Annotated in this window: 13 protein-coding genes; 4 read left to right on the forward strand and 9 right to left on the reverse strand. The window is 37.0% G+C overall.

Translation table 11 applies throughout. The features are described 5' to 3' along the window. Positions 1-15: 15 nt before the first annotated feature. A complete protein-coding gene (locus EHV10_RS07005) occupies positions 16-1,389 on the reverse strand; it encodes a MiaB/RimO family radical SAM methylthiotransferase (protein ID WP_128674029.1) in 1,374 nt (457 codons plus the stop codon). A gap of 134 nt (positions 1,390-1,523) precedes the next feature. On the opposite strand from EHV10_RS07005, the gene EHV10_RS07010 reads away from it, so the two are divergent. Next, complete coding sequence (locus EHV10_RS07010) at positions 1,524-1,757, forward strand: HPr family phosphocarrier protein (protein WP_007593716.1); 234 nt, start codon at positions 1,524-1,526, stop codon at positions 1,755-1,757. Positions 1,758-1,802: 45 nt separating this feature from the next. Here EHV10_RS07010 and thiI read toward each other — a convergent pair whose 3' ends face one another. From thiI to EHV10_RS07050, 8 genes are all read right to left on the reverse strand, one after another. After that, on the reverse strand, positions 1,803-2,987 hold the full coding sequence (gene thiI / locus EHV10_RS07015; RefSeq protein WP_128674030.1) for a tRNA uracil 4-sulfurtransferase ThiI: 1,185 nt from the start codon (positions 2,985-2,987) through the stop codon (positions 1,803-1,805). Continuing rightward, a complete protein-coding gene (locus EHV10_RS07020; protein WP_128674031.1) occupies positions 2,987-4,141 on the reverse strand; it encodes a cysteine desulfurase family protein in 1,155 nt (384 codons plus the stop codon). The genes thiI and EHV10_RS07020 overlap by 1 nt, the downstream gene beginning before the upstream one ends. Further along, the gene (locus tag EHV10_RS07025; RefSeq protein ID WP_128674032.1) at positions 4,142-4,879 is read right to left on the reverse strand and encodes a 16S rRNA (uracil(1498)-N(3))-methyltransferase; all 738 of its coding nucleotides are present in this window, start codon (positions 4,877-4,879) and stop codon (positions 4,142-4,144) included. Then, positions 4,880-5,845: a 50S ribosomal protein L11 methyltransferase gene (gene prmA, locus EHV10_RS07030; protein ID WP_128674033.1), complete on the reverse strand. Its 966-nt coding sequence runs from the start codon at positions 5,843-5,845 to the stop codon at positions 4,880-4,882. A gap of 331 nt (positions 5,846-6,176) precedes the next feature. Beyond that, positions 6,177-6,356, reverse strand: a complete 180-nt coding sequence (gene rpmF, locus EHV10_RS07035; protein ID WP_007593730.1) for a 50S ribosomal protein L32 — start codon at positions 6,354-6,356, stop codon at positions 6,177-6,179. 69 nt (positions 6,357-6,425) lie between these two features. Beyond that, complete coding sequence (locus EHV10_RS07040) at positions 6,426-7,628, reverse strand: acetate/propionate family kinase (RefSeq protein ID WP_128674034.1); 1,203 nt, start codon at positions 7,626-7,628, stop codon at positions 6,426-6,428. A gap of 22 nt (positions 7,629-7,650) precedes the next feature. Beyond that, the gene (pta, locus tag EHV10_RS07045) at positions 7,651-8,652 is read right to left on the reverse strand and encodes a phosphate acetyltransferase (protein WP_128674035.1); all 1,002 of its coding nucleotides are present in this window, start codon (positions 8,650-8,652) and stop codon (positions 7,651-7,653) included. Positions 8,653-8,834: 182 nt separating this feature from the next. Continuing rightward, positions 8,835-9,485 carry a YesL family protein gene (locus tag EHV10_RS07050; protein WP_128674036.1) on the reverse strand — a complete coding sequence of 217 codons (651 nt, stop codon included), beginning with the start codon at positions 9,483-9,485 and terminating at the stop codon, positions 8,835-8,837. 245 nt (positions 9,486-9,730) lie between these two features. Here EHV10_RS07050 and EHV10_RS07055 point away from each other — a divergent pair, with 245 nt between their 5' ends. Genes EHV10_RS07055 through EHV10_RS07065 form a run of 3 tightly spaced genes read left to right on the forward strand, consistent with a single transcriptional unit; the run spans position 9,731 to position 12,007 of the window. Continuing rightward, positions 9,731-10,351 carry a GntR family transcriptional regulator gene (locus EHV10_RS07055; RefSeq protein ID WP_243116094.1) on the forward strand — a complete coding sequence of 207 codons (621 nt, stop codon included), beginning with the start codon at positions 9,731-9,733 and terminating at the stop codon, positions 10,349-10,351. Positions 10,352-10,361: 10 nt separating this feature from the next. Next, positions 10,362-11,204: a 5-dehydro-4-deoxy-D-glucuronate isomerase gene (kduI, locus tag EHV10_RS07060; RefSeq protein ID WP_128674038.1), complete on the forward strand. Its 843-nt coding sequence runs from the start codon at positions 10,362-10,364 to the stop codon at positions 11,202-11,204. Further along, the gene (locus EHV10_RS07065; protein WP_128674039.1) at positions 11,204-12,007 is read left to right on the forward strand and encodes a gluconate 5-dehydrogenase; all 804 of its coding nucleotides are present in this window, start codon (positions 11,204-11,206) and stop codon (positions 12,005-12,007) included. Before kduI ends, EHV10_RS07065 begins: the two co-directional genes overlap by 1 nt. Positions 12,008-12,357: the final 350 nt, after the last annotated feature.

Raw genomic sequence — 12,357 nt, forward strand, 5'->3', positions numbered from 1 at the left:
ATAAAGAATTAATATCTATGATTTCTCAAGCAATAAAATATCGTCTGTAAGGAAATCAACTATCCTACCGCTTACTACATCATTAGTCTTTAAATCACTATTTAAAACGGCAACCTTCACATATTCCTTTGTATAACCTGTAAAATATTCTATTCCGTCTTTTATGAAAATCTCCTCACAAAGCAGCTCATCTTCTTTTCCGATCCTTGAAGCTCTAAACTCCTTTTGATTTTTAAGATTGATTTCATTTAAAATATTTGCTCTCTGTACTTTTTCATTTCCGTCCACCTGCGGCATATTTGCCGCCTTTGTACCTTCTCTTATGGAGTAAGGGAAGATATGTGTCTCATAAAATTTCACCTTTTCTACAAAAGCTCTGCTCTCTTCAAAATCTTTCTTTGTTTCTCCCGGAAATCCCACAATAATATCTGTGGTAATAGCAGGTGAATCAAAATATTTTCTTATAAGCTTCACTCCCTCATAAAACTCATCGGCAGTGTACTTTCTGTTCATACTTTTTAGAGTCTTATCACAACCGCTTTGTAAGCTTAAATGAAAATGAGGACAAAACTTATCTATTTTGCTGAGACTTTTAATAAAGTTTTCCTGTATAATCCTCGGCTCCAAAGAACCTATTCGTACTCTCTCTATTCCCTCTATATTTGCAATATTTTCTATCAAACACAGAAGCTCATTCTTGGTAACGAATTCCTCATCACTTTCTTCGGTCTGTGTGAGTTTTTCCATTCTCTTATTATAGGACTCATCCAAAAAGTCCACACCGTAGGACGACAGATGTATACCTGTAAGCACTATTTCCTTATATCCCGAAGCAGACAAGTTTTTCACCTCATCAATTATATTTTCCATCTTCCTGCTTCTTACCCTACCTCTGGTAAAAGGGATAATACAGTATGAACAAAACTGATTACATCCGTCCTGAACTTTTATAAAAGCTCTGGTATGATCGTTTATTTTGCTTATATTAAATTCCTCATACTCAGTCTCTTTATTTATATCAATGATGAATTTATTCTTTATTTTATCCTGTAAATATTCGTTTATAATATTTACAATATCATTCTTATTATTATTTCCTACTATTATATCAATACTAAGATCTTCGTCTATCTTGTCTTTTGCAGACTCCACATAGCATCCTGCCGCCACAACTATAGCATCCTCATTCATCTTTCTGGCTCTGTGAAGCATTTGTCTGGATTTTCTGTCTGCAATATTTGTAACGGAGCAGGTATTTATTATATAAACATCCGCTCGTTTTGTGAATTCGACACATTTATAGCCTGCAGACTCCATAAGCTGCTGCATCGCCTCTGTCTCATATGTATTTACTTTGCAGCCAAGTGTATGAAACGCAACAGTTTTCATAAAAAACCTTTCTAACTTATCAAATATCATTGACTTTACTTAAAAATTTATATAGGATATACATAGATTTAAATGTGCAAATACCTGAAAGTATCTGTTGCATTTATCACAATATTTTTTTCATGGAGGATTATATGAAAACAGTTCAAATTTCCCTTAATTCTATTGACAAAGTAAAGTCATTTGTAAACGAATTAGCTAAGTACGATGTAGACTTTGACTTGGTTTCAGGAAGATATGTTATAGATGCAAAATCAATAATGGGTATCTTCAGCTTGGATCTGTCAAAGCCGATCGATCTTAACATTCACGCAGAGGATAATGTAGAGCAGATACTTGAGGCACTCTCTCCATATATCATCAAATAATTTATTTTTTAATTCCGGCAGGATTAACTGCCGGAATCTTTTATTTCAGGCTTTCACCAAGATTCTTTCCTTTGTTTCCATGGCCTTTTCCATAAGCTCATCTATGATTCCTTCAAGCTTTTCTTCAGACCTTTCTATATTTTCCAAAACAGGCTTGGTCACCGGATGCTTTGCCACAAATATAGTACAACAGTCTTCATATGGCTGTATGGATGTCTCATAAGTACCTATTTTTTCTGAGATTTCTACTATTTCCTGCTTATCAAAGCCTATAAGAGGTCTGAAAACAGGTAAAGTGGCCGCCGCATCTGTAGTAAGCAAGGACTGTATTGTCTGAGAAGCTACCTGCCCTATACTCTCACCTGTAATAAGTGCCTGATCGCCGTTTTCCACAGCGATTCTTTCAGCTATCTTCATCATATATCTTCTCATAATGATAGTAAGCTCATCATGTGGACAATGCTCATATATTGCAAGCTGTATGTCTGTAAAGTTTATTATATGTAAATTTAGAGGACCGCTATATTTTGAAACCAGCTCCGCAAGCTCTATAACCTTTCTCTTGGCTCTCTCCGAGGTATAAGGCGGTGCATGGAAATATACAGCCTCCACTCTTACTCCTCTTTTTGCAATCATATATCCCGCAACAGGTGAATCTATACCGCCTGAAAGTAAAAGCATGGCGCTTCCGTTTGTACCTATAGGCATTCCGCCCGGTCCCGGTATTTCAACAGAATATATATTGATATATGTTCTGATCTCAACCTTTATAAGTACATCAGGCTTTCTTACATTTACCTTCATTTCAGGAAATGCATTTAAAATCACCTCTCCAAGTTCCGCATTAATGCTCTCAGACGTTCCCGGAAAACTCTTGTCGGCTCTTCTTGTATCTACCTTGAAAGTAAAGTTCTTGTAAGGATATACCGCATCCACATATTCTACTACCTTTACTTTAAGGTTTTCATAATCCTTTGATTCTATTCTGACCATCGGACAAATACCGACTATTCCGAATACCTTGCTGAGTCTGTCAATCGCTTCCTCATAGTCATAATCGCCATCCATATCCACATAGATTCTTCCAAGCTCCTTGGAAACATTAAACTTTCCTTCTACTTCTTTTAAGGCGGTTCTTATCTGTTTCATAAGAGCATCCTCAAACATATATCTGTTTTTACCCTTTACGCCTATCTCACCGTATTTAATTAAAAATGATTTGTACTTCATTATTTCCTCACAAATTTTCTAAGAAGCGGCAAAAGTTCCTTTAAGTTCTTTATAAAATAATCAGCCTCTTCCTTATTGTTAAGCTCCGATAAAGAGATTCTTATAGTAGCGTCCAAAAGATCCTCTCTTACACCTATAGCCTTTAATGTACCTGATATACCCGGATGATTTGACGAACATGCCGAACCGCTTGAAACACAGATTCCTCTATCTTCCAGAGCGTGCAATAAAACTTCCGCACGAATATCTTCAAATGAAACACTTATAATCTGAGGCGCAAAATTTTCACCTCTGCCTGTATTTAAAACCGCACCTTCTGTCTTTTCAAGTTCATCCATCAGATAGTATTTCAAATCCGATATCTTATTTATTCTCTCATCAAAATTGTCATAGGCTTCTTTTGCGGCAACTCCCATTCCGGCAATTCCGGTGGTGTTTAGCGTTCCGCTTCTCATGCCTCTTTGATGCCCGCCTCCAAAAATTATAGGATTTATCTTTACATTGCTGTCAACGTATAAAAATCCCACACCCTTTGGCCCGTGAAACTTATGGCCTGATGCTGAAAGCATATCAATCCCCTGTGATTTCGGATTTATTCTAAGCTTCGTGTAGGCCTGTATGGCATCTACATGAAATAATATATCCTTATTTTCAGCTTTTATTATCTTCGAAATTTCTTCTACAGGTTCTATGGCTCCTATTTCATTATTTACATACATTACGGACACCAAGACAGTGTCATCTCTGAGTGTTGATTTTAATAATTCAAGGTCCACCTGTCCTTCACTGTTTACAGGAAGCACTGAAAGTTCAAATCCCTGTTCAGTCAAAAATTCAGCAGGTCTGTATACCGCAGGATGCTCGATTCCCGATATTATTATATGTTTTCCGTATCTTTTCCTGCTCATGGCACCACCTATAAGCGCCATATTATTGGATTCCGTGCCGCCTGAAGTAAAGATAATTTCGCCTTTTTTTACCTTTAAAGTCTTTGCTATAATATCCGCCGCATCTTTTACATAGCTCTCAGCTTCTACACTTTTTATATGCTTACCGCTTGTGTTGGCATAATCGTCCCTCATGGTCTTTAGCATTATTTCTATGGCCTTTTCGCTTACCTTTGTAGAGGCTGAATTGTCAAAATATACGTCCATCTATTCATCTTCCAATCTGATCATTATATTACTGAGCAATGCAAGTCCGGCTGTTTCTGTTCTTAATATTCTTTTACCGAGTGTAATGACTTCAAAGCCGGAGTTTTTTATTCTCTCAACTTCAGCCTCTTCAAACCCTCCCTCAGGCCCGATAAATACAGCGATATCCTTTGTTTTATCCATACTGTCCAGTATTTTTCTGGTCTTATCTATTCCGTCTGCATTCTCATAGGGTATTAATTTTACACCAAAATCCTTCACAATTTCAAGTGCATTATCTATAGACATAGGCCCTGATACTTTCGGTATAATACTTCTTTTTGACTGTTTTGCGGCACTCTCGGCAATAGCATTCCATCTGTTTACTTTAGTATCGGCTTTCTTTTCATCTATCTTTACAACAACCCTTTTTGTCTTTACCGGTATTATCTCACTTACCCCGAGTTCAACCGCCTTTTGTATTATCATCTCAAGTTTATCAGACTTCGGAATTCCCTGAAGCAAGGTAATATTTACAGGTAATTCTCTTTGTTCCATACTCTCAAGCACTTTAAGGTTCACCCTGTCAGTCTCTATATCAACTATCTTACAAAGATAATCCCAATCTCCTTTGACACTGATAAGAAGCTCCTCTCCAGGCTTCATTCTCAGGACATTGACTATATGATTGACATCACCGCCTTCTATATACGCATTTTCTCCGTTTATCTGCTCTTCAGATACAAAAAAATGATACATTTATTCCCTCTTTTTTGCTACTATACTTACCCATTCTCCAAGATGATTTATTTCAAGGATTTCAAAATCCTTGCTCTTTTTAAATGCAAGCACTACCTCAGCTTCCTTTGTATCTATTATTCCCGATGTAATAAATATTCCGCCTTTTCTCATATGCTTTGCTACAGTCTTTATCAGCTCTATTATAACAGGAGCCAGAATATTGGCTGTCACTATATCAAACTTTTCATAGCCTGCCAGCTCCATTATATTTTCATCTGTAATAATATCTCCGCATACCGCCACAAAGTCAGTCATTCCTATTTCATTGCTGATCATATTTTCCAAAACCGCATCTATAGCCATATCATCAAGATCGGTTCCGAATACACATTCAGCTCCAAGCTTAAGTGCAGCAATTCCAAGGATTCCGCTTCCTGTACCTACATCAAGTACCTTGGCTTCAGGCTTTGTCTTTAGATACTTTTCAAGTGCCAATATACACAGCTTTGTAGTCTCATGTGCTCCTGTACCGAATGCCGTTCCCGGGTCTATCTGTATCAGAGTCTTATATTTTGCATCCTCAGGTATATCTTCCCAGGTAGGCTTTATAAGAATATCTCCAACATAAAAAGGCTTAAAATACTGTTTCCAGCTGTTTATCCAGTCTTTATCCTCAGTCTCCGACTTTATAAGCACACCGTCGCCTATATCACAAAAATCTTTAAGCTCTTCCAATGTGGCTTTAATATCTTCCAAAAGCTTTGTATTGTCTGCCTCAGAATCCAGATAGAAACTTACCTTTGCAATTCCCTCATCCTTCGGCAACTCCGGTAAAATATCTATAAACATTCCCTTTGTTTCTTCTGCAGTTAAAGGTATATTATCTTCTATTTCAATACCTTCCACACCTATATCTCCAAGTGATGCGCTCAAAATATCCACCGCATCGGTATTTGTAATAAGAGTATACTTCTCCCACTTCATATAATTACTCCCTAATATAAGTAGAATTTTGATTTTCCAATCCTAAACGCAGCTATGCTTAAAAGCTTCGCAGGATTTTACGCAGCCTGCGGAACTCGTTTGTTCGCCTGGAAAACAGCGAACTGCACTCAAACAAGTCCTCGGCAGCTGAATCCTGTCTCGCTTTTGCGCACAGCTAAACGCTACAAGGATTGTAAAATCAAAGCATCTACTAAATTATTTTCCATTTTATGTACTTTTATCATATATATATATATAGAATAGAATAACAGGGTCACCACGAAGTGGCAACCCTGTTATTCCAATCAGTAAAACTTATAGATACTGACTATTAGTCTACTGTTACTATTTCACGCTTGTTATATGAACCACATGCCTTACAAACTCTATGAGGAAGCATTAACTCTCCGCACTTTGGACATTTTACAAGACTTGTAGCTGACATCTTCCAGTTAGCTCTTCTCTTATCTCTTCTACCACGAGATGTTTTATTCTTTGGACAAATTGACATTCTTTCACCTCCTTATCTCGAGTCACAAAACTTTAATAATTATAATAGCAAAGGTTTTACTTGTCAATATTATTTTTTAGCCAGTCTGTAAGTATCTCTTGCTATAGCCAACTCCTCATTTGTAGGCATCAACATAATCTTAACCTTTGAATCCGGTGTTGAAATCATAGTTCTCTTGCCACGAACATTGTTTGCTTCTTCATCAACCTTTGCGCCGATGAATCCCAAAGCATTTCCTACTATCTGTCTTGTAATCTTATCATTCTCACCGACGCCTGCAGTAAAGCAAAGAGCATCAACTCCACCCATAGCAGCTACATAAGCACCTACATACTTTATAATTCTGTATCTGAATGCCTCAAGTGCAACTTTTGCAAGATTGTTTCCGTCAGCCTCAGCATTCTCGATATCTCTGAAGTCTGATGATACTCCGCCGCTCATTCCGAGAACACCTGATTTCTTGTTAAGTATATCCAGCACCTCATCTACACTCTTGTTCTCTTTATTGCAAATATACTGTACTATGGCAGGATCGATATCTCCCGATCTTGTACCCATTATAAGTCCCTCAAGCGGTGTAAGACCCATTGATGAATCTATGCACTTACCGCCTACAGATGCTGAAATTGAAGCACCGTTTCCAAGGTGACATACGATAACTCTTGCTGTATCTTTGTCAAGACCTGCAAACTTGATAGCCTCCTGTGATACATACATATGGCTTGTACCGTGGAATCCGTATCTTCTGATATGATAGTTCTCATAGTACTCGTTTGGAATTGCATACTTATATGCTTTCTCAGGCATGCTCATACCGAATGATGTATCAAATGCCGCTACATTTGGAACACCCGGCATAGCCTTTTCTACAGCTTCAATACCCATAAGGTTTGCAGGATTGTGAAGCGGTGCAAGATCTGAATACTTCTCAATATCCTTCTTAACCTCATCTGTTATAACTACAGATTCAGGATATTTTACTCCACCCTGTACAACTCTGTGTCCGATAGCATAAATCTCGCTTGCATCCTTTATTACACCATGGTCCTTGTCTGTAAGAGCTTCAAGTACCAAAGCAATAGCCTCTGTATGATTCTTTACATCCTTTTCAATCTTGAACTTTTCTCTTCCTTCAGGCTCATGTGTAAGCTTTGATCCCGGAATTGCAATTCTCTCAAACAATCCCTTTGCCAATACCTCTTCGTTCTCCATATTAATAAGCTGATACTTTAATGATGAACTTCCGCAATTTATAACCAATACATTTTTCATAATGAACTACACCTCTTTTTTATTATTTGTCTTCACCGGCAGCCTGAATTGCTGTGATTGCCACTACACCTACTATATCTTCATAAGAACATCCTCTTGAAAGATCGTTTACAGGCTTTGCGATACCCTGACACATAGGTCCGTAAGCATTTGCCTTTGCAAGTCTTTGAACAAGCTTATATCCGATATTTGCCGCATCAAGATCAGGGAATACAAGTACATTTGCATGTCCTGCAACCTTTGAACCCGGTGCCTTGCTCGCTCCTACTTCAGGAACCAAAGCGGCATCAAGCTGAAGCTCTCCGTCAAGGCAAAGATCAGGCGCAAGTTCTTTTGCGATTCTTGTAGCTTCAACAACCTTTGTTACATCGTCATGCTTTGCACTACCCTTTGATGAGTGGCTAAGCATTGCAACTCTGGGCTCTTTTCCTACAAGGAACTTGAAGCTCTCTGCTGATGAAAGTGCAATAGCTGCAAGCTTTTCAGGGTCCGGATTTTGCTCTATAGAGCAGTCTGCAAATACAAATACACCGTTCTCACCGAATTCGCAGTTTGGAACTTCCATTACAAAGAATCCTGAAACCAGCTTTGCACCCGGCTTAGTTTTTATTATCTGTAATGCAGGTCTTAGTGTATTAGCTGTTGAATGACAGGCACCGCTTACAAGTCCGTCTGCATCTCCCGCCTTGAGCATAAGACATCCGTAAGTAGTATAGTCGCTTAACATTTGCTTTCTTGCATCTTCATGAGTAAGTCCCTTTGACTTTCGAAGCTCTACGAAGAGATCCTCATATTCTTTAGTTTTCTCATAAGTATTTGGATCGATTATTGCAGCTCCTGTGATATCACAACCCTTAGAATACTCTTCCACTTCCTGTGGAGTACCTATTATTATCAGGTTTGCCAAACCATCCTTAAGAATTACCTCTGCAGCCTGATAGATTCTCTTATCCATTGACTCAGGTAAGATTATGGTTTTCTTATTCTCTTTTGCTCTTTTTTTCAGTTGATCCATCATTGACATATGATATATCCCTTTCCATTCTTACAGCATATAGCTAAATTTCTATCCTGTGCTTATTTGCACATAAAAAGCTCCTAAGAGCTCATATATGTAATAGTATAGTAAAAAAAAAGCAACAATACAAGCACTATGACAGGTTAATAAAATAACAAAGTGTCTAAAAATAAGTACAATCTTTTTTCTTATTCATTATTCTCATCAATATATTTATCAAATATTATGTTAAACTGGCTTGCCTGGAATAGTGAAATTCCCGAACCCAAAACAAAAATAAGCATTGACATAATTCCCGGCATTCTCATGATTAATATATATACGGCCGTAAGTATCAAAACACTTCCTGCAAGTATTATTATTGTTCTTATGAGATGCTTTACAGACATAAAAAGTGCCAGTTTAAATGTCTGCTTTATCGGATTGATAAATTTTGCCTGTATCGGAAATATGTATGTAAATATAAACAGCCAAAGCAAAATCAAAAAGCAGGTGATAGTAAATATAATCATTTTTAACACCGTATTTTCTATAGGTGAATAGAAGCTGAAAAATCTGATATCAAAAAAAAGAATTCCTCCGACAAACGCCATTATCAACCATATAATTGTTGACTGCAAAAGATTGTCCTTAAAGCTGTGAAAAAACATCGACAGCACTCCTCCGCTGTCACGATCTCTTGCTATCTTCATTGTGCAGTAATACATTGCAGTAGTTGATGCACCAAATGTCACTATAGGAATTGAACATAATACCCAAAGCAAATTCAAGATAAACAAATCCCATATTCTTCCTACAAATCTCCATATAGGATTGTCATAATTAAAAAGTCCGCCCATATATTTCTCCTTATCAAAATCATTTTAAGTTTTTATTTTAACTTTTTTGGATACAAGTTGTTTTTAATCTTGGATACAAGTTTTTGATTGACTTATTAAAATCCCTGTTATATTATGGTCTTATAAGTCAGTTAATCATAGCACAAAATATTACTTGCATACAAGATTAATTTCTATATGAAGGGGGGCGTGTAAATATTTCTACCGCACAATATATATATTCGGAAATAGAAAACGACATATTGATGCTCAAGCTTAAACCCGGGCAGCTTATAAGCGAAAACAGTCTTTGCACCAGATACAATGTTTCAAGAACACCGATACGTTCTGTGCTCTCAAGGCTTGCAGGCTCAGGACTTGTCGATATAGTGCCAAAGAGCGGTTCAAGAGTATCCATGATCAATATGGAAATTGTCAAGCAGATTATATATGAAAGATTTGCCCTTGAATGCATGGTTATGAAAGATTATATAGCTATAGCAACAGAGGGAGATATCAAAAAACTTGAAAAGACCGTAACGCAATTGACTAAAAGCTATAAAAATACCAAATACTTTAAACCGGATAAATTTAAAGCTATAGATTTATCAATGCATGAATTATGGTATAAGAAAACCGGGCACACTTATCTGTGGGAGCAGATAAGAAAATCCGAATCCAATTACACAAGATTTTGCATGCTGGATATGCTGGAATGTAAAAATTATGAGCATGTAATAATTGAGCACAGACAGATGTATGAAGTAATCAAAAACAGAGATACCTCTAAAATAGAGGAAATAGTTAAAAAGCATCTTTACGGCGGCATTGAGAGAATCAATGCAGCTTTCAGTAATAAATTTGATGAAATGTTTATAGCATATTAAAGGAGGATTTATGGACATTCGTTATTCAGCAAACCAAAGAGACTTTAAATTTTACACTACAGATGAGATAAGAGATGAATTTCTTATTCAAGACCTTTACAGGGAAGACGAGGTAGTTGCCGTATATTCACATGTGGACAGAATGGTGACATTAGGATGTATGCCTGTAAATGAGACCGTTTCCATAGATAAGGGAATTGATGTGTGGTCAAACTTCGGCACAAAGTATTTCCTTGAAAGAAGGGAAATCGGTATTTTCAATATAGGTGGCAAGGGCGAAATAGTAGCGGATGATGAAGTCTTTACACTTGACTATAAAGATTGCCTCTACATTACAAAGGGTACAAAGAATGTTACATTCAGAAGTTTGGACAAAAGTAATCCTGCAAAGTTTTATATGGTAAGTGCTCCTGCACATATTTCATATAAGACCACTTTCATATCAATCAAAGATGCGGCAAAGAAACCTCTGGGTGACAATAAGACTGCAAATAAGAGAGTTATCAACCAGTTTATACATCCTGATGTACTTCAAACCGCACAACTTTCCATGGGTATGACAGTTCTTGATGAAGGTAATGTATGGAATACAATGCCTGCACATACTCATGAAAGAAGAATGGAAGTATATATGTACTTTGAAGTTCCAAAGGACAATGTTATCTTCCATCTTATGGGCGAGCCTAATGAAACAAGACATATTGTAATGCACAATGAAGAAGCGGTTATTTCACCTTCATGGAGTATACATTCTGCTGCAGGTACATCAAACTATACCTTTATCTGGGCAATGGGTGGCGAAAATCAGGCATTTGATGATATGGATGTTATAAAGAATGAGGATTTGAGATAATGGAAAATGTTTTAAACAGCTTCAGACTTGACGGTAAAACAGCGCTTGTTACAGGTGCATCTCATGGCATAGGCTTTGCAATGGCAAAGGCACTTTCCGATGCAGGTGCGAAGGTAATATTTAACAGCAGTTCAGAGGACGGGCTAAAAAAAGGTCTTGAAGCATATAGAAGAGAAAATATTGATGCAAAAGGTTATGTATGTGATGTAACCAATGAGGACGACGTAAAAAAGATGGTAGCCGATATTGAAAATAATATCGGTGAAATAGATATTTTGGTAAACAATGCAGGAATTATAAAAAGAATTCCAATGACCGATATGAGTGTGGATGAGTTTAAATCGGTTATAGATGTGGATCTTATAGCACCTTTTATTATGGCAAAGGCTGTTTTACCGGGTATGGTAAAGAGAAGAAGCGGCAAGATCATAAATATCTGCTCAATGATGAGTGAGCTAGGAAGAGAAACTGTAAGCGCCTATGCTGCTGCAAAGGGCGGTTTAAAGATGCTCACAAAAAATATTGCTTCCGAATACGGACAGTACAATATTCAATGTAACGGAATCGGTCCGGGATATATTGCCACCTCACAGACTGCACCTCTTCGTGAAAAGCAGCCTGACGGAAGCAAACATCCTTTTGATTCTTTCATACTTGCAAAGACACCTGCAAACAGATGGGGAGCCCCTGTTGACCTTGCAGGCCCTGTAGTATTCCTCTCATCCTCTGCATCCGACTTTGTAAACGGACATATACTTTATGTAGACGGCGGAATACTTGCATATATAGGAAAACAACCTTAAAACATGGTGAGGGGCTGCCAATAACGACAGTCCCCTTATTATTTAAATTAATTATAGATTATATTAAATAAAACCGGCATATTTTATAAGTATAATAATTTGTAACACTATACTTATAATCCCAATAATCATTCTAAAAATCAATGTATTTTTACTTAAATCTTTCCCTAAAATAATCGATTTTATTGAATCATACGCTACGCAAACAGAATACAAACCAAGTGCTAGCATGGTAATCTTCTCCCTAATATTTGTTGTATCTACAAAAAATATAGCTATATAGAAAATAAAGATTATGACCCATAGTATACTTATTGATATATTAAGCCTTTTATCCATACATTTAATAA

This window comes from Lachnoanaerobaculum gingivalis, assembly GCF_003862475.1.
In the GTDB taxonomy this organism is placed as follows: Bacteria; Bacillota; Clostridia; order Lachnospirales; family Lachnospiraceae; genus Lachnoanaerobaculum; species Lachnoanaerobaculum gingivalis.

Bases quoted from the DNA above. Each gene is read 5' to 3' on its own strand.
- prmA (WP_128674033.1), bottom strand. From the start codon at position 5,845: ATGAAGTGGGAGAAGTATACTCTTATTACAAATACCGATGCGGTGGAT.
- kduI (WP_128674038.1), top strand. From the start codon at position 10,362: ATGGACATTCGTTATTCAGCAAACCAAAGAGACTTTAAATTTTACACT.
- EHV10_RS07065 (WP_128674039.1), top strand. From the start codon at position 11,204: ATGGAAAATGTTTTAAACAGCTTCAGACTTGACGGTAAAACAGCGCTT.
- EHV10_RS07020 (WP_128674031.1), bottom strand. From the start codon at position 4,141: ATGGACGTATATTTTGACAATTCAGCCTCTACAAAGGTAAGCGAAAAG.
- EHV10_RS07050 (WP_128674036.1), bottom strand. From the start codon at position 9,485: ATGGGCGGACTTTTTAATTATGACAATCCTATATGGAGATTTGTAGGA.
- EHV10_RS07005 (WP_128674029.1), bottom strand. From the start codon at position 1,389: ATGAAAACTGTTGCGTTTCATACACTTGGCTGCAAAGTAAATACATAT.
- EHV10_RS07055 (WP_243116094.1), top strand. From the start codon at position 9,731: ATGCTCAAGCTTAAACCCGGGCAGCTTATAAGCGAAAACAGTCTTTGC.
- pta (WP_128674035.1), bottom strand. From the start codon at position 8,652: ATGTCAATGATGGATCAACTGAAAAAAAGAGCAAAAGAGAATAAGAAA.
- EHV10_RS07040 (WP_128674034.1), bottom strand. From the start codon at position 7,628: ATGAAAAATGTATTGGTTATAAATTGCGGAAGTTCATCATTAAAGTAT.
- rpmF (WP_007593730.1), bottom strand. From the start codon at position 6,356: ATGTCAATTTGTCCAAAGAATAAAACATCTCGTGGTAGAAGAGATAAG.
- EHV10_RS07010 (WP_007593716.1), top strand. From the start codon at position 1,524: ATGAAAACAGTTCAAATTTCCCTTAATTCTATTGACAAAGTAAAGTCA.
- EHV10_RS07025 (WP_128674032.1), bottom strand. From the start codon at position 4,879: ATGTATCATTTTTTTGTATCTGAAGAGCAGATAAACGGAGAAAATGCG.
- thiI (WP_128674030.1), bottom strand. From the start codon at position 2,987: ATGAAGTACAAATCATTTTTAATTAAATACGGTGAGATAGGCGTAAAG.